This window comes from Paenibacillus liaoningensis (assembly GCF_059609455.1).
Window position 1 is genome coordinate 116,580 of the sequence record NZ_JCAALU010000021.1, and the last position, 17,148, is coordinate 133,727.

Sequence of the window (17,148 nt, forward strand, 5' to 3'; positions counted from 1 at the left end):
TGTCAGCTGTTTGCAGTTTCCGTAATATAAGAGATCAGCTCATCTAAATTTCTACATATTTTATCCGGTTCGCAGCCTGCGCGTTCCGAATAGTGCTTATAATTTTGCTCCGTTGTAAGTCCTGTCAAAACGAGCAGCGTCCCACAGCCCGAAGCGCGGCCAGCTGCAATATCCGTAGCCAGATTGTCACCGATTACCCATGTGTCCGAAGCCGGAAGGCCGAGCTGCTTTAAGGAATAATCCATCAAAATCGATGAAGGCTTGCCAATGACAATCGGCTCCTTGCCCCCTGCTGCTTGCAGCATCGCTCCAATTGAACCAGCCCCCGGCATTAAACCGCCTTCCGAAGGAAGCAGCAAATCCGGGTTCGTTAAAATAAACGGAGCTCCGCCATGAATATAGCGAACCGCAAGCGAAAGCCTCGAATAGCTAAGCTCACGGTCGATACCTTGAATAACAAAATCCGGCTGTTCTTCCGTTAGCCGCAAGCCGGCTTCTTCAATAGCTGCGCGCAAGCCAGCCTCTCCAATAACAAAAACAGAAGCCCCCGGCTTTACAGAAGCCACATATTCAGCAGCAGCCTGCGCTGATGTGCACACATCCTGCTCCTCCGCCGGAATATCCATCCTGTTCAATCGCTCCGCTACATCCCCCGGCGTAGCCGAAGAGTTGTTGGTAACGAACCGATAAGGAAGATTTAGCTCCTTAAGCTTGCGCAGCAAAGCATCTGCACCTTCAATTCTTCTCGTTCCATGATAAAGCGTGCCATCGAGATCGATGAGCAGGCCCCGCATTTCAGGCAAATTATGTCCCATGATTCCCCAGCTTCCTTCCTATCTTGCCCTGCAAGCGCAATGACCGCTTGCGAAGCTCTGCAAGCTCCGCCCGCTGCTTGGCAGTTTGACGCCCCCGAAGCGGATGGCTAAGCGCCATCTGCAGCGCTTCGTCCGCATATAATAAAGCCGAATCATAATCTTTCAGCTTATGTTCGTAATACATAGCGAGCTCGATAAAGGCGCTGTCATCGCTTGCCCCAAATTTGTGAGGCAACATTACAGCCTTCTGCCACAATAACACAGCTCGCCGCCAATTTCCAGCCTTCTTGTCACGTGCCGCGAGCAGCAGCAATGCATTAAGCGTCATACCCGGAAGCTGTTCTGCCACCGCAAATAATCGTTCCGCCTTCTCCGCCTGTCCCATCTTCTCCAGCCACAGCCCTGTTCGCACGATTTCCTCCGGCTCTTCCGGCATCGGCAGCGGGCCGCAGCCCGCTTCGCCATTTAACAAATGCCCAAATCGGATCGCTAAGCTCGCAAGAGAAAGCATGTCGATTTCATTATGGCGGAATACGCCTTCCAGCGGCTCCGGATTTTGATCAGCTAAATATTGAAAATACAGCTGCGGGGCAAGCGAGCCCGGGACATCATCCACACGCTCAATGCCAAGCCGCTCTTCCTCCACATGGCTTAGCCTGCATGAAGCAAGCGTATTGCGCCAAACGCTGCGTGCAGGATGCAGAAAATCCAGATGCAGCGGCGCCCACACTTTGCTGCCGAAGCCATTCAATATAAATCGGTTCAGCATAACGGGCCAATCAAACGTTCGTCCATTATACGTTACCAGATACGCATAAGCCGTCAGCTTTTCCTTCAAATAAGCCAGCATCGCCCGTTCCTCTGCCGGATGGCGAATTAGCGCCTGCTCTACAATAAACTGCTGTCCTTGCCAATAGGCAATGCCCACCATAAACGGCACATTTCCTGTCCCGACTCCAAGGCCGGTCGTCTCCAAATCCAGAATGAGCAAATGCTCTGCGCCAATTTGCTCCCCGTGAAAAGCGGATAGCCCTTTGCTGGCTTCCTGAAGTTCCGAAAGCCGATGAATGCCATGCTGATGGGCCGCAGGATATTTCACTTCACGCAGCAAAAAAGTTCCTACCTCATTCGTTTGCAGCTTGACGCCCATGGCGAGCCAGCTATCTGGAAGCTGCTCCGCGCCCGCTTCTGTTTCTAATTCTACTTCTGCTTCTGTCTCTGTGACTTCTTTATTACCTTCTAAAGAGGCTTCTAGAGAGACTTCTAAATCAGGCACTTTAGAAGTCTGCTGCCCTGCACTTTCTATCGCTTCGCCTGTGCTGCTTGCTGATCCAGCTGCGCTGCTGCGCAGACGATTCATTCGCTCTCGCAAACTGCTCATGTATTTCCCTCCGCTTCCTCCAGAAGCTTAAGCGCCTGCTCCTTGCCGAGCAGTCCGACCTCTTCAATCGGCCCCACACAGGCTGGGCATCCGCTCAAGCAAGTACAGCCGCGAATAAGCGACTTTGCCTGACGGATCAGTTCATCATGCACCTCAAACAGTCTTTCGCTCAGTCCAATGCCGCCCGGGTACCGGTCATAAAAATAAATCGTTGGCTTTTGTGTATGCACAGCCTTCACCTGCGGCACGACGCGAATATCATAGGGATCGCACATCAGATAGAGCGGTGCAATATGAACCAATACATTCGCAATGCCCAGCAGTGCGTATTGCATCTCATTTTTGCTTTTGCGCGCAGCAGCCTCTTCGCTGAACGAGAACCAATAGCCGCTCGTATGCAGTTCCTCCTCCGGCAAATGAATCGGGCCAGAGCCAATATTTTCATGGCTGCGCAGCCGAATTTTTTTGAAAATCGTCGCCTTGGCATTCAGCGCCAGCTCTCCATACTGCCTCGTCAGCTCGCCCGATTCGCGCTCCTTGTCTACATAAAGCACCTTCAGCTCCACTGCGAGATTCGCATCGGTGTAATAATCGACATCGACTTTGCGCACATAAGCTTTCTTCTCAGCATAATCCAGCTTCTCGACCTGATACTGCACGCCCTCGTGGATATATATCGCTTCTTCGTGAATAAGCGTTGGGGCACTGAAGCGATCAACTTCGCCGAGTACACGGCTGCCCTCCGTCATATCAATGATGACGAAGTTTTCCTGCGCTGCAGAACGCAGCGAAATGTTATGGGCGGGAAACGATTGCTCCATCCAATACCAGCGGCTGCCCGCACGGTGAAGCACCTTTTCCTCCGTTAAAAACTCCATCATATCCGCAAGCGATTCCTCGCCAAACTTCTCGCCCTCTTCAAAAGGAAGCTCGTATGCCGCACATTTCACATGATCAATGAGCACGAGCAAATTATCAGGATGGATAAGCGCGCGCTCTGGCGGGCGATTGAAGAAAAAGTCAGGATTCTGAATCATATATTGATCCAAAGGATTGCTGCTTGCCACTAAAAAAGTAACCGCGCTGCCCTGCCGGCGCCCCGCACGACCCGATTGCTGCCAGGTGCTGGCTACTGTGCCCGGATAACCGTTCAGCACGCAAGCTTGAAGCTGGCCAATGTCAATGCCGAGCTCCAAAGCATTCGTGCTGACGACGCCGCGAATTTCGCCGCTGCGCAGGCCGCGCTCAATTTCCCGCCGCAGCTTGGGCAAATACCCGCCGCGGTAGCCGCGAATCGTCTTCGCATCGAGCTTGTCCTTAATGATATCCTGCAAATAGGTCAGCAGCAGCTCCACGCGCACCCGGCTGCGGGCGAACACAATCGTCTGCACGCCTTGCCGCAGCAGCAAGCCTGCCAGCTTCCTCGTCTCCAGCACACTGCTGCGGCGAATGCCGAGCTGCCTGTTCACTACAGGCGGATTATAAAAAATAAAATGCTTTTCGCCCGTTGGCGCGCCATTATTATCAACGAGCCGCACAGGCTCGCCTATTAGCTTTGCTGCATGCTCGGCGGGATTATCAATGGTCGCTGATGCACAAATAAATTGCGGATTAGACCCATAAAACCGGCAAATTCTTTTGAGCCTGCGGATAACATTGGCAACGTGACTTCCGAACACGCCTCTGTAAGCGTGAAGCTCATCGATCACGATATATTTAATATTTTCAAACAGCTTAACCCATTTCGTATGATGTGGCAAAATCGCCGAATGCAGCATGTCCGGATTCGTCACGACGATATGTCCGGCATTGCGTATCACTTGCCTCACAGTCGGAGGGGTATCCCCGTCGTATGTATTCGTCTTGAGGTCGACGTCCATAAGATCGGCAAGCGTCTGAAGCTCAGCCACCTGATCCTGCGCAAGCGCCTTCGTCGGAAACAAATACAGCGCCCGTCCCTCATCCTGCTCTAATAAGGACTGTAGCACCGGCAGGTTATAACATAAGGTTTTGCCAGAAGCAGTCGGGGTGACCGCTACAACATTATGGCCTTCTCGAACGAACCGATAGGCCGTTTCCTGATGCGTATATAGTTCATTAATTCCCTTTGAGCGCAGCGCTTCCGCAAGCTTAGGATGCAGATCCGCAGGCAATGCTGCGGTACAGGCCTCGCGAGGCGGAATGGTCCGCCAGTGGGTAATATTGTCCGTTATGTCCTGATCGTGCTTCAGCAGCTCCAGCCACTCCTCGAGTCCCGAGGTCTTTCCCGTCCAGCGGTTCATGACTGTTTCTCTCCTTGTATCCTGACTTTTCTAGTACACTCGTTTCTTTCATTTTACAAGAATACATGTTCGGCCTGCAATTTTATTTTTTGGGTATTCGTTTATTGACAGCTTAAGGCGTAGCCATTACAATGTGATTATATTAGATTGTTAGATAATTATCTAAATATCGAAAGGAGGTCATCCCTCATTGTCGATTAACCAGGCGTTTAAAGCGTTATCCGATCCTACAAGACGCACCATACTTGATTTGTTAAGAGAACAGGACTTGACAGCGGGGGAAATTGCTGACCATTTTCACATGACCAAGCCGAGCATTTCCCATCATTTAAGCTTGCTGAAGCAGGCTGAGCTAGTATCGGACGAGCGCAAAGGGCAGCATATTTACTACTCGCTGAATACGACCGTCTTTCAGGATTTACTCAAATGGATTGCTTCGTTTCAATGAACATCAACCGATTTATGACCTGACTTGGAAAGGAACGATGAATGATGAAAAAGAATTTTTGGACTTGGCTCATTATCGCACTATCATTTATTGCCGGGTTAATCTTCTACTCTTCTCTGCCTGCCACTATGCCCGTACATTGGAATGCGTTTGGCGAGCCTGACCGTTATGCCGGCAAAATGTTTGCTTTATTTTTCATCCCGGCTTTGATGGTGCTGCTTACTCTGATGTTTAAATATTTGCCGAAAATCGATCCCAAAATGGCTGCAAGCTCCAGCACGATTAAAAGCACCGATATTATCAATCAAGTGCTGATGCTTGGCCTAGCCACCATTCAAGGCTTTATCATCGCATATGGCTATGGCGTCGAGCTTGATATTCAGATGGTCGTCATCCCGTTTATCGGCATTTTGTTCATTACGATCGGGAACTATTTGCCACGTATGAAGCCCAATCGCTTTATCGGCATCAAAACACCGATAACGCTGAATAACGAGCATGTATGGCGCAAAACACATCAGCTTTCGGCCAAAATATTTTTCTGGGGCGGCTTTCTCATTATAGTGACGGTGTTCCTGCCAGGCATGGTGCAGCTGATCAGCTTTCTGACGTTGATTGTGCTCGTCTCCATCCTATCGGTCATCTCGACTGTATTTGTTGACAAAAAAATATAGCGCTCTTGGAGGAGCGCTATACGTGCTTTTTCTCAAAATATTTCACTAAACGTGGGGAGGCTCCCACGTTTTTTTATTCCAACCTAGTCGGTGATTCAGTACCTTCATATCCGCATCGAGCGTCACAGCTACCCCAAACGGCATTTGCTGCTTATTCCAAAAACGCACATCGCTCCAGGTCACTTCGTAACCATCGAGCTTTTCCTGCACATTCACATGAACCCGCTCGGAAAATGACAATAGAGCTTTCACGCCTTCCTCGTTCATCGCCGCACGCACAACTGGAACCAATTCCGCGTCATCCAGCTTGCTCACTGTCGTCTCTATCTTAACCAATCCTCCGGCAACCGTGCCCGCTGCATAATGGTCGCCGCAGTCTGCTGTAAACTGCCAGCTGTAGCCTAGCAGTGACGGTACGAGCGTTATGCCCGTACGGAGGCCGAAGCTTTCTCGCAGCAGCCGTTTCACCTTACGGCTTACTCGCAGCCTCCATCCGATATAGAGAGCCGTCATTGCGTAAATGATGGCAAACATCGGGCCTGGCTCGGCTAAGCCTGATGCCCAAAGGATACAGCCAGACACATGCAAAGCAAACAAATAGGGATCAAATAGGCATAACGTATCTAAATGCAGCCATTTCTGCGAAACAGGTCTGGCGCATTGCACGCCAAAGGAATTGAACAAGTCCAGCAAAACATGAAAACAGACCGCAACGAACATCCAGCCTACAACCTGCCAAGCAAGCTCGGGCACACCATAAAGCCACGCAATCGGCAAGCCCAGCAGCGACCAAATGGCAGGTGCAGGCAGTGAATGCGTAATGCCGCGATGATAGCGCACATAGGCCGCTTGCCCTTTAAAGCGCATCACCGTATCAAAATCCGGCGCATGGCTGCCGAGCAGCGTTGCTGTCCATACGGCAAGCATTGCGGCTGGCTGCGCAGCGAGCGCAGGGTCGAGCATCGCGAGTCCCCCAAGTGTTGCGCCGAACAATAAATGGCTTGCTGTATCCATCACGTATCAGCCTCCCGATGTGTATACTGCTGTTCACAGCCATCATACGGGGGGAATGTCAACGCATTATTTTCAGCATATGTTGTTTTCGTAAGAGGGACTTAGGGTGTAGCAGACTGGACGGAAGTCCCCTAAGGCTAGCAGTCGCTGCGCCTTGCTATTTTGGCATGGAACAGATCATAGGCCGCTTCGGATTGCGGAAAAATACGCTGGGCCTCTTCTTTCAGCATCGGCATATCCTCAAGTAGAAAACGCGAGCTGAAATGCGTCATAATCAGCTGCTGCACACCTGCATCTTTAGCGGCCTGCGCTGCTTCAATCGTCGTCGAATGCCCATATTCATGCGCTTTCTCTTCCTGTCCTGCAGCAAACGTCGCTTCGTGAACGAGCAAATCTGCATTTTCAGCAAGCCGGGCCATGTTGGCACATGGGCTGGTATCGCCAGCAATTGCAATGATTCTTCCTTTTAATGGAGCTCCAGCTACTTCAGCAGCACGCACCGTCGTGCCATCTGGCAGCTGCACATCCTCGCCCTGCTTGAGCTTGCCATATAGCGGCCCTGACGGAACACTCAGCGCTTTCAAACGCTCTGTATTAAGCTTGCCCGGACAATCTCGCTCCAGCAAGCGGTAGCCATAACAGGGCAGGCGATGATCCAATGACCACGCTTCCACAACGAATCGCTCATCCTCATGAATAACGCCATCCCCTTGGATCTCGGTTATGATCAGCTCATAGTCAATATGGGTTCCGCTCAGCCGCAGCGCGGTTCGCACCATCTCTTCAATGCCTACAGGACCAAACAAATGGAGCGGACCTTTGCCGCCGGAATAAGATCTTGTGCTAAGCAGACCTGGAATCCCAAAGGTATGATCACCATGCAGATGCGTAATGAATAGTGCATTCAGCTTGCCCATTTTCAGCGGGGATCGCATCATTTGATGCTGAGTGCCTTCGCCTGCATCGAACATCCATAGCCCGCCATCCGGCTCTGGCAGCCGCAGCGCAATCGACGTTACATTGCGTTCTTTCGACGGCCGTCCCGCACCTGTTCCAAGAAACCAAATTTCCATGCACCTACCGCCTCCTGTTCAAAAATAGGATAAAGCCTCCGCCAATCGTTAAAAACGATTTTGCGGAGGCTCTCCCTGCTATTCATGATGCTATTTATGCACCTAACGTTCAACCTTCTCAACGTTAAAATATTGCGCTTCCGGATGGGAAAACACCATCGCAGATACCGATGCTTCCGGCTCCATCATGAAACCTTCCGTCAACTCAACGCCTATATCCTCCGGCTTCATCAGCTCGAACAATGGACCTTGATCTTCCAGATCCGGACAGGCTGGATAGCCGAACGATACGCGAATCCCTTGATAACGTGCGCCGTGGCGCTGCTTCATCGTCATCGTATGCGGATCCGGGTAGCCCCAAATATCCCGCATCATATGGTGGACGCGCTCAGCAAGTCCTTCCGCCACTTCAAGCGCCACCGATTGCAGCGCGTGCGAACGCAAGTAATCGCCTTGATCCTTCCATTGCCCCGCCAAATCGCGAATGCCTTCGCCAGCCGTTACAACGAGGAAGCCGACATAATCCATAATGCCGCTATCTACAGGCTTCAGGAAATCCGCCAAACAAAGGAATGGCTCTACCTGCTGGCGCGGGAAGGTGAAACGTTTGATTTCCTTCGTTTGATCGTTAGCGTCGTAAATAATAATATCGTTTCCTGAGGACTGCGCCGGGAAGAAGCGGTACATGCCGTTAGCCTTCAAAATCCCGTTCGTCGTTCCTTCATGCAAAATGCCGTCAACCGTTTCTTTGAGATGAACCGCCTTCTCGTTCTTTTCCTTCAGCAGGTTTTCCACGTTGCCCTTCAGTCCTAGATGATGACCGAGCAGCATCTGCATATTGATATAAGGAATAATATGCGGCAGCGGAACATCGCGCAAAATGTGGCGATCCAAATCAGGCGGAATGTACACTGGCGCGTCTACTGAAATTTTTGAACGCTCGATTCGGGTAAGCTTAGGCAGCTCTTTGCTTTGAACCTCTTCTTCGCCGCCCAATGCTTTGTATTCCGCCATCTCATCTTCCATCCGTTGACGGTGGTCTTTATCCATAAGCTTATTGGCAATATCAAGCCCGTCCATTGCATCCTTCGCATACAGCACCAAGCCGTCATACTCCGGACCAATCCGCGTCTTCGTAAATTTGCGGGTCAACGCCGCACCACCGACCAGAATTGGCGCGTCAATGCCTGCGCTGCGCATATCCTGCGCTGTAATGACCATCTGCTGCGCCGATTTGACCAGCAAGCCCGACAGGCCAATCGCATCCGCCTTCTCATTGCGGTAAGCTTCTATAAGCTTCTCAGGTGGTACTTTAATGCCGAGATTAATAATCTTGTAACCGTTGTTGGACAAAATAATTTCAACGAGGTTTTTGCCGATGTCATGCACATCGCCTTTTACCGTCGCCAATATAATTTTCCCTTTTACGGACGATTCATCCTTCTCCATAAACTGCTCCAAATGAGCAACCGAAGCTTTCATGACCTCTGCGCTTTGCAGTACCTCCGCCACAATGAGCTCATTATTATTAAACAGTCTGCCGACCTCTTCCATCCCCCGCATGAGCGGTCCATTGATGACCTCCAGCGCCGTATATTTGGCAAGCGCCAAATCCAGATCAGGAATTAGTCCTTCCTTCGTACCTTCAACGACATAAGAACCCAGTCTTTCCTCCAGCGTCAGGTTGGAGATTTTCTCTTTCTTGACCACTTTCTTCTCGCGGAAGGCGGCAACGAAAGCAGCCAGCGTCTCGTCTGTCGTATTAAAAATCAATTCCTCCGCCAGTCTGCGCTCCTCTTCAGGAATCGAAGCGTAACGCTCCAGCTTCTCGGTGTTCACAATCGCATAATCAAGTCCCGCTTTTGTACAATGGTACAAATAAACCGAGTTCAATACTTCGCGACCCGCATCCGGCAAGCCGAAGGAAATGTTGCTCAGGCCTAGAATCGTTTTGGCAAGCGGATATTTTTCTTTGATTAGTTTAATACCCTCAATCGTCTCCACTGCGGAGCCAATATATTGCGGGTCACCAGAGCCAACCGGGAACATATTCGGGTCAAAAATAATATCCTCCGGGTTCATGCCATACTTATCAACAAGCAAACGGTAGGAACGCTCTGCCACTTCGAGCTTCGCTTCACGGCTAACCGCCTGACCGCGCTCATCAATTAGTATCATGACGACAGCTGCGCCATATTGATGGATAAGCGGAAGAATCTTTTCAAACTTGGCTTCGCCATCCTCCAGGTTAATGGAGTTAATGATCGCTTTTCCTTGCGAATATTTAAGGCCCAGCTCAATAATATGATCGTACGTCGAATCAAGCATGAGCGGCACTTTAATTTTCTTGACAACTTGCGGCAAAAAATGATGAACGGCGTACGCTTCATCAATATCCGTATCCTGCAAGTTAATGTCAATGACATGGGCTCCGCCTTTTACTTGCGCTCTGGCAATTTCCGAAGCTTCGTCAAACTTCTCTTCTTTGATCAGACGCTTGAACTTCCGCGAGCCGGAAATGTTCGTGCGCTCCCCTATCATAATTGGGCGGTTTTCCGGCTCAATATAGACGGTATCAATGCCGGATACTGCTGCAGGATGCTCGCCATATTTGGTACGCGGCGGATATTTCGCCATCGTCTCGACAAGAGCGCGGATATGGTCCGGCGTCGTACCGCAGCAGCCGCCAGCAATGTTAAGCCAGCCCTGCTCGGCAAAAGCAGACATTTTTTTCGCTAGCGATTCTGGCGACTCATGATAATTACCGTTCTCATCCGGTAAGCCCGCGTTCGGATAACAGCTTACTGCCGAATTGGCAATTTCACTAAGCGTACGAATATGGTCACGCATAAACTCAGGACCTGTCGCACAGTTTAGCCCCATAGATATTGGCTTCAAATGCTCCAGCGAAATATAAAACGATTCAATGCTTTGGCCCGCAAGCGTCGTTCCCATAGGCTCAATCGTTCCCGAAATCATGATCGGAAGCTCACGACCCATCGTCTCAAACGCATTGCGAATGCCGATGCTCCCCGCTTTTACATTAAGTGTATCCTGGGAGGTTTCAAGAAGCAGCGCATCTACATCTGCTTCCATGAGCGCAATGACCTGCTCGTAGTAGCTGTCCACAAGCTCTTCAAAAGTAACCCCGCCTGTTACAGAAAGCGTCTTCGTCGTCGGACCAAGCGCTCCTGCCACATAACGCGGATGCTCAGGCGTCGAATATTTATCCGCCGCTTCACGGGCAATTTTCGCCGCAGCCAGGTTGATTTCGCGCGCCTTTTCCGGTATATCGTATTCAGCCAGCACGACGCTAGTTGCTCCGAACGTATTCGTTTCCAAAATGTCCGTGCCTGCCTCTAAATATTGTTCATGTATAGTACGGATGACATCAGGACGCGTCAACACGAGTATTTCATTACAGCCGTCCATATCCTCACCGCCAAAATCATCCTCGGTAAGATCGGCTTGCTGAATCATCGTTCCCATTGCGCCGTCCAAAATCAATATCCGCTTTTGCATCATTTCTTGTATGGTTGGTTTCGACAATTATGTGCACCCTTCCTGTGAAAATCACTAAAGTTCAGTTTAACAGAATCGACGCAATGTGAAAAGCAATTGCAATCGACAATCGCTTGTTTTTGCATTATAATCATTATATATTTAATATAACATTTAATTTCAATAGGAAAAGAGGGAATTGTGATGGCTGAGATTAGAATTCGCAATACTGAGGAAAGAATATCTGGCGAGCAGAACGTTCGCGCGTTTTTGGAAAGCCAAGAAGTGCTTTATGAACACTGGGATGCTAGCAAGTTGCCAGGCCATCTGCAAGATAAATTTGTATTATCCGATGAAGAGAAAGCGGAAATTCTCGCTACTTACGATGTAGAAATTCGCGAGCTTGCCCAGCGTCGCGGTTACAAAACATGGGATATCGTTGCCCTTTCAGATGCTACCCCAGGTCTTGATGATATTTTAAAACGTTTTGAGCAAGTGCATACGCACACAGAAGATGAAGTGCGGGCGATTACAGCTGGACGCGGAATCTTTATTATTAAAGGCAGCGAAGAAGTCGGTTATTTCGACGTTGAGCTGGAAGCGGGAGACGTTATTTCGGTTCCAGAAACAATTCCTCACTTCTTCACATTGATGGATAACCGTCAAATCGTTGCTGTTCGCCTGTTTATTGAAACGGAGGGCTGGATTGCCCACCCGTTCGAAGACCCTGCTTTCACTAAAGCTTGATCGTTCCTTCATTGAATTGCGTCATTATACAGAGAAGCCCCTTGAGCCATGTCCAATGGACCAAGGGGCTTCTTCTTATGCTTTTGCAGCAGTAATGGCGCGAGTATGCGCGACTATCCTAGCAGCGGCAGCAATTCCTCTAAATGCTTAATTTCATATGTAGGCACAATTTCATCCGACCGAACAGCGTCATGGCGATTAATCCATACCGAATCCATACCAATGGTATTTGCACCTAAAATATCCGTAGTCAGTTTGTCCCCAACCATTATACCCTGTTCCGGTTCAATACCAAGGCGCTCCAGCGCATGGCGGAAAATCGAAGCGGCCGGCTTGCCTTCACCGAAAGCGCCCGAAATAATGATGTGGTCAAAATAAGGCGCAAGCTGTGGAACGCCTGTAAGCTTCTCCTGCTGCAAATCCGGTGAGCCGTTCGTTAGCAGCAGCAGCTTATACTTGCCTTTTAGCGCATCTAGCAATCGAAACGTTTCATCATATACAATCGGGCGCGCTCTGCGCTCTGCCGGAAACTGCTCGGCCAGTATGGCGCCAAGCTCTGGATTGTCTACGCCCAGCGCTTTTAGCCCTTTCGTCCATGCTTCACGACGATAAGCGGGTGCAAGCTGCTCCAGCTTTCTGAACTCCTCCTGCTCTCCCTCACGGAAGTTAGCCCATAGGCCTTCAAAAGGATTAATTCCGATCATTTTCGTGAAAGGGAACGTTTCATACGATTCATATAAGCTGCGAGCTTCCTTGCGAACAGCTTCCTCCAGCTCTACCGCATCTACGCCCGCTGCTTCCGCACCTGCTTGACAGGTCGCATCAAATGCTTCTTTTACACTACGGTCATCCCATAGCAGTGTGTCATCCAAATCAAATAATACCGCTAGCTTTGCCATTGTTCACTGACGCTCCTGGTCGTTTTATTTTTGTTCGTATGTTATGCCGTTATCTTTGGCAAATTGCTCTAATCTTGCGCTGATTTCATCCGTTGGATAACGATGAAATACTCGCGAAAAAGCCCACGTCGATCCTTTTTGCGGTTCAATTGTCACATAGCCAGGCTGTACGCGAATCGTCTTGATCGCTTCTGCACCTAGACGCTTGTCGCCAGTCATCTTGCGTGTTTGAACATAGTTTTTACCGATTGTAATATACGGGCGCCGCAGGAAAAATACAATTGCCAGAAATACATAGCAGCCAATTGTCACACCTAGCAAGGTATCGAATTTAAATTGCGGGTCCATTTGGGCAAGTATAACGTACATGGCAATAAACAGCAGGAGTAAAATCGGCGCAATATAGCTGCGGCCAACAAAACGATCTGATTGGGGTCCAGCTGGTTTAAAGCTTGGGCCGCCTTGTTTTTTGCGATTTTTGTTAATTTGGTTCGTATTTCGGCGCACCTTGCGCTCCCATGTACGTGACAAATTCGTTCCTCCTTATTATGGCTGCAGCACAAAATCACGCTTAATAAATCAAGTCAGACAAGTGATGCAGGCTGACACCGTATATCTCCAGGTTTCACAGTAATTCGTTAAAACGGACGTTTGAATTTTGCAATAAAACGATTCGGATAGTCTTCGGCAAGCGCGCTGACCTCATCCAGACGGTTCCATATTTCTTCAGGCATCGTCCAGCCGACAGCTCCCATATTATCCTCATATTGCGCAATCGTACTAGCACCAAAGATTGGGGACGTAATGCCTTCCCTTTGCAGCAGCCAATTCAGTGAAACTTGAGCAGGTGTTTTATCAAGTTCCTTGGCAGCTGCTAATACAGCATCCAAAACAGCAAAGTTTTGCTCATTTGCCCGGTTTGCCCAAGCACTTTCGCCTACTTTGCTTGTCAATCTGCCCTCTGTCGGCTCTGTGCGATCATACCTGCCGGTCAGAAAACCGCCACCAAGCGGAGCCCATGGAATAACGCCAACGTTTTCTTCTAGGCAAAGCGACATCATTTCGCGATCCATCTGGCGACTAACGAGGCTATATTGAGGCTGCAGCGAAACAAAGCGTACATACCTATTAGCATCGCTCCATGCCAAAGATTTCATAAGCTGCCATGCAAAAAAGTTAGAACAGCCGATGTAACGCACCTTGCCTGATGTGACAAGATCATCGAGCGTCCGCAGCGTCTCTTCAATCGGCGTAGCATGATCCCATACATGAACCTGATACAAGTCAATGTAATCGGTTTGCAGTCGCTTGAGGCTCGCTTCCACGCCGTCCATAATATGCTTGCGGGACAGCCCTACTCCATTAATATCAGGAGATGTTGTCATTCTAACCTTTGTAGCAACGACCATCTCAGAACGACGGCCTTTAATCGCTTTTCCGACGATCTCTTCAGAGCGTCCGCTTACATAAACGTTCGCCGTATCGAGAAAATTGCCGCCGCGCTCCACAAAACGATTGATCATCTCAAGCGAATCCTGCTCATTCGTTGTATTGCCAAATGTCATCGTTCCAAGACAAAGTTCAGAAACAGCTAGTCCACTACGTCCAAGCAGTTGGTATTTCATAAAATGATGACCGCCTCTCCCATTAAAATAATTAATGCTGTGGCTTCTCGTCTCCCGCTTCACTCTCTTCATCTTCTACGAATTTAATCGTATCAAGCTGTTGGCGAAAATTGCTTTTAAACTGCTCCATATATTTACTGCGCAGCTCAGCCCGTTCCGTCAGTTCCTCGGGCGTCAAACCGACTGTTTTATTTTTACGGGATAATTCATTAATTCTGGCAATAAGCTCTTCCATTGATTGCTCACCTCACTTGCTGTACTTTTCCCAAACTCTTTCTACTTTGACATTACCAATACGCTGTTGTCAAGGTGAAACGGCTGTCGCCGTCCTTTGGCGGCGCAGCGCGTTTCAGTCCGAGAAATATAGAGAATGGATGAGAAAATCATATCCTTTCCTATATTTCAAGAAAATGGGGCTATAATTAAATACAGAATAGATCGTACAACGATAATGCTATCATTGTTCCGATCTATTCTGTATTTAGGTCGAGTATTCACGCTTCAAAAGTTACGAAGAACAGCTACATGATTTCCGTCATGCAAACAGCTTGCGTATAGTATAGAGGCATGCTTCTTAATGAAGCTATGGAGAAAGAATGACCAGCTTCTGCCCAGGCCATATATCTGGCGACGACAGCTGGTTGCGTTCCCGTATTTGATAAACGGACCAGCGTATATCATCAGAACTGTCCGAGTATTTACGTGCAAGCTCCCATAATGTATCGCCTTGCGCAACCACTACCGTCTGTTCTCCAGCAGACGCTGGCGCAACATGATTCACTGAAGCTTCTGTGCGCACCAATAAAAAACCAGAAAACAATACGATAAACAGAGTCAGACACACCGCCAACTTCAAAGCATAGTTGCTAAATCCAGCCATGCTGATTTGCCATTTCATCTTTGCCGCCTTAACAGGCGCTTTCTCTGAGAAAATAGATTGATAGGATTCTGGATAAATGATCATTGCCCTCACTCCCAAACGTTTGTTCTGTTTCGATATTAACACGAACATTTGTTTGTGGTCAACAGACAATGCGAACTTTTGTTTTTAGGAACTTATGTTTGTACGAACGGCGGTTCCATGTTATAATTTGAGAAATAAATACTCATATTGCACTTCGAATGAAGTGCATGGATCAAAGTTTCAATCAAAATTCATGTCGCACTCATCATGGAGTGCGTGAACTGGAGTGATCGTGTTGTCCAAAGCTTCCAATCGCCAGCAGTCGATTCTGGAATTTATAAAGAACGAAGTTCGCGAGAAGGGTTATCCGCCTTCCGTACGTGAAATTGGAGAAGCAGTTGGACTTGCTTCAAGCTCGACTGTACACGGTCATCTGGACCGTCTGGAGAAGAAAGGGCTTATCCGCCGCGATCCAACTAAACCTCGCGCTATCGAGATTTTGGATCAGGAAGATGTCGACGGGATTATCCGTCCTGCTGTTACCCATGTACCGATCGTCGGTAAAGTTACTGCCGGTGTGCCGATTACCGCTACTGAGAATATTGAAGAATATTTCCCCATCTCTTCCCATTACGTAGGAGATGATGATGTATTCATTCTTAATGTCATTGGCGAGAGCATGATTGAAGCCGGCATACATAACGGCGACTACGTTATTGTACGCCAGCAGCAGACCGCTACTAACGGTGATATTGTGGTCGCCATGACTGAGCACGATGAAGCAACAGTCAAAACCTTTTACCGCGAGAAGGATCATATCCGTCTCCAACCGGAAAATGTAACCATGGAACCTATCCGCCTGAAGAACGTTACGATTTTAGGCAAAGTCATCGGCTTGTTCCGGGATTTTCATTAATCGTTGAAATTTCATACCCTTCATACTTGAATAAAGCTGCATCCTTGACCGCACTAGAAACGGGTTGGATGCAGCTTTTTAATTTAGGCAGAGGATTTTTTCAGCTCTCGGTCTTCCTACTCAGACTGCCTCGGTATGACGACATTTAGGAAAGCTTGAACAACCCAAAAACTCTCCACGCGCACTTTTACGACGAACTAATGGCTGGCCACATTTTGCACATGCTACTTCTGTCCTTATTTGCTTCGTAATCATTTTCTCAGTATTGTTTTGTTCTGTGTCGGTATGTGGTGTTGGAATTGATCTATTGGCATTGATCTTCAAAATCATTTCAATGAGCTCTGCTCGATCAATAAGCCGAACTGTATTTGACTTTGCTAATGTGACTGCAGCTGCGTCACCGTTACCTTGTAGCCATGAGCCTCTAAAAGATGTCCAAGATACTTCTCGAACTGTCGGCCCTCCATCTTATCTATTTCTGCGATACCGGAACGCTTAAGGCGTTCATTACGTTTGCGAGCAATTGATATCACTACATTTGCATAGAACAACATAACCGCACCAAATGCCACACCCGCAAAAATAAAAGAATTTGCAAGCTTGTACGCACCAAAACCTGCACCCAGCATAAGAAGCAGCACAAATGCTTGTACTGGGTCCAACTCCTCTTTCTTCCTTCTACGTTTTGCCATATTTAGATCCCTTTCGCTCAACATAATATACCTTATATCGGAAAATATAATAGGAATTTATACTTAATGACGGATTGTAATATGAAGTGCGACACATAAAAATGACCCATGACCGATTCGTGTGTAGAATGAAGTTACCACACTACCCCTACACAGGAGAATCAGCCATGAGCTACC

17 protein-coding genes are annotated in these 17,148 nt (G+C 48.6%); 4 read left to right on the forward strand and 13 right to left on the reverse strand.

Features of this window, described 5'->3' with window-relative positions; translation table 11 throughout:
• Positions 1-2 precede the first annotated feature (2 nt).
• The 3 genes from AC6B99_RS28245 to AC6B99_RS28255 are packed head-to-tail and all read right to left on the reverse strand — an operon-like array spanning position 3 to position 4,478.
• On the reverse strand, positions 3-815 hold the full coding sequence (locus AC6B99_RS28245; RefSeq protein ID WP_200931671.1) for a TIGR01457 family HAD-type hydrolase: 813 nt from the start codon (positions 813-815) through the stop codon (positions 3-5).
• Positions 805-2,196: a ribonuclease H-like domain-containing protein gene (locus tag AC6B99_RS28250; RefSeq protein ID WP_496664776.1), complete on the reverse strand. Its 1,392-nt coding sequence runs from the start codon at positions 2,194-2,196 to the stop codon at positions 805-807. Before AC6B99_RS28250 ends, AC6B99_RS28245 begins: the two co-directional genes overlap by 11 nt.
• On the reverse strand, positions 2,193-4,478 hold the full coding sequence (locus tag AC6B99_RS28255) for a DEAD/DEAH box helicase (protein ID WP_496664777.1): 2,286 nt from the start codon (positions 4,476-4,478) through the stop codon (positions 2,193-2,195). Before AC6B99_RS28255 ends, AC6B99_RS28250 begins: the two co-directional genes overlap by 4 nt.
• 190 nt (positions 4,479-4,668) lie before the next feature.
• Here AC6B99_RS28255 and AC6B99_RS28260 point away from each other — a divergent pair, with 190 nt between their 5' ends.
• Positions 4,669-4,926 (forward strand): autorepressor SdpR family transcription factor, encoded by a 258-nt coding sequence (locus tag AC6B99_RS28260; protein WP_056040756.1) that lies wholly within the window; start codon positions 4,669-4,671, stop codon positions 4,924-4,926.
• Between the two features lie 41 nt (positions 4,927-4,967).
• Complete coding sequence (locus tag AC6B99_RS28265) at positions 4,968-5,600, forward strand: SdpI family protein (protein ID WP_496664778.1); 633 nt, start codon at positions 4,968-4,970, stop codon at positions 5,598-5,600.
• 45 nt (positions 5,601-5,645) lie between these two features.
• On the opposite strand, the gene AC6B99_RS28270 is transcribed toward AC6B99_RS28265, so the two are convergent.
• The 3 genes from AC6B99_RS28270 to metH all read right to left on the reverse strand — a co-directional run bounded on the left by AC6B99_RS28270 (position 5,646) and on the right by metH (position 11,212).
• Positions 5,646-6,614, reverse strand: coding sequence for a metal-dependent hydrolase (locus AC6B99_RS28270; protein WP_496664789.1), 969 nt, complete (start codon positions 6,612-6,614; stop codon positions 5,646-5,648).
• A 137-nt stretch (positions 6,615-6,751) separates the two neighbouring features.
• On the reverse strand, positions 6,752-7,687 hold the full coding sequence (rnz, locus tag AC6B99_RS28275) for a ribonuclease Z (RefSeq protein WP_494879118.1): 936 nt from the start codon (positions 7,685-7,687) through the stop codon (positions 6,752-6,754).
• A gap of 102 nt (positions 7,688-7,789) precedes the next feature.
• Complete coding sequence (gene metH / locus AC6B99_RS28280) at positions 7,790-11,212, reverse strand: methionine synthase (protein ID WP_496664790.1); 3,423 nt, start codon at positions 11,210-11,212, stop codon at positions 7,790-7,792.
• A 180-nt stretch (positions 11,213-11,392) separates the two neighbouring features.
• On the opposite strand from metH, the gene AC6B99_RS28285 reads away from it, so the two are divergent.
• A complete protein-coding gene (locus AC6B99_RS28285; protein WP_056040766.1) occupies positions 11,393-11,935 on the forward strand; it encodes a 1,2-dihydroxy-3-keto-5-methylthiopentene dioxygenase in 543 nt (180 codons plus the stop codon).
• Positions 11,936-12,048: 113 nt separating this feature from the next.
• Here AC6B99_RS28285 and AC6B99_RS28290 read toward each other — a convergent pair whose 3' ends face one another.
• The 5 genes from AC6B99_RS28290 to AC6B99_RS28310 all read right to left on the reverse strand — a co-directional run bounded on the left by AC6B99_RS28290 (position 12,049) and on the right by AC6B99_RS28310 (position 15,423).
• A complete protein-coding gene (locus AC6B99_RS28290) occupies positions 12,049-12,834 on the reverse strand; it encodes an HAD family hydrolase (protein ID WP_056040767.1) in 786 nt (261 codons plus the stop codon).
• Between the two features lie 24 nt (positions 12,835-12,858).
• Positions 12,859-13,365 carry a hypothetical protein gene (locus AC6B99_RS28295; protein WP_056040770.1) on the reverse strand — a complete coding sequence of 169 codons (507 nt, stop codon included), beginning with the start codon at positions 13,363-13,365 and terminating at the stop codon, positions 12,859-12,861.
• Between the two features lie 107 nt (positions 13,366-13,472).
• The gene (locus tag AC6B99_RS28300) at positions 13,473-14,459 is read right to left on the reverse strand and encodes an aldo/keto reductase (protein ID WP_056040772.1); all 987 of its coding nucleotides are present in this window, start codon (positions 14,457-14,459) and stop codon (positions 13,473-13,475) included.
• A gap of 31 nt (positions 14,460-14,490) precedes the next feature.
• A complete protein-coding gene (locus AC6B99_RS28305) occupies positions 14,491-14,694 on the reverse strand; it encodes a DUF896 domain-containing protein (protein WP_056040774.1) in 204 nt (67 codons plus the stop codon).
• A gap of 348 nt (positions 14,695-15,042) precedes the next feature.
• Complete coding sequence (locus AC6B99_RS28310; protein ID WP_496664779.1) at positions 15,043-15,423, reverse strand: LysM peptidoglycan-binding domain-containing protein; 381 nt, start codon at positions 15,421-15,423, stop codon at positions 15,043-15,045.
• A gap of 235 nt (positions 15,424-15,658) precedes the next feature.
• Between AC6B99_RS28310 and lexA the strand changes: the two genes are divergently transcribed.
• Positions 15,659-16,279, forward strand: a complete 621-nt coding sequence (gene lexA / locus AC6B99_RS28315; protein WP_046232543.1) for a transcriptional repressor LexA — start codon at positions 15,659-15,661, stop codon at positions 16,277-16,279.
• A 120-nt stretch (positions 16,280-16,399) separates the two neighbouring features.
• On the opposite strand, the gene AC6B99_RS28320 is transcribed toward lexA, so the two are convergent.
• Positions 16,400-16,609: a topoisomerase DNA-binding C4 zinc finger domain-containing protein gene (locus AC6B99_RS28320; protein WP_496664780.1), complete on the reverse strand. Its 210-nt coding sequence runs from the start codon at positions 16,607-16,609 to the stop codon at positions 16,400-16,402.
• 47 nt (positions 16,610-16,656) lie between these two features.
• Positions 16,657-16,971 carry a restriction endonuclease gene (locus tag AC6B99_RS28325; protein ID WP_496664781.1) on the reverse strand — a complete coding sequence of 105 codons (315 nt, stop codon included), beginning with the start codon at positions 16,969-16,971 and terminating at the stop codon, positions 16,657-16,659.
• Positions 16,972-17,148 lie beyond the last annotated feature (177 nt).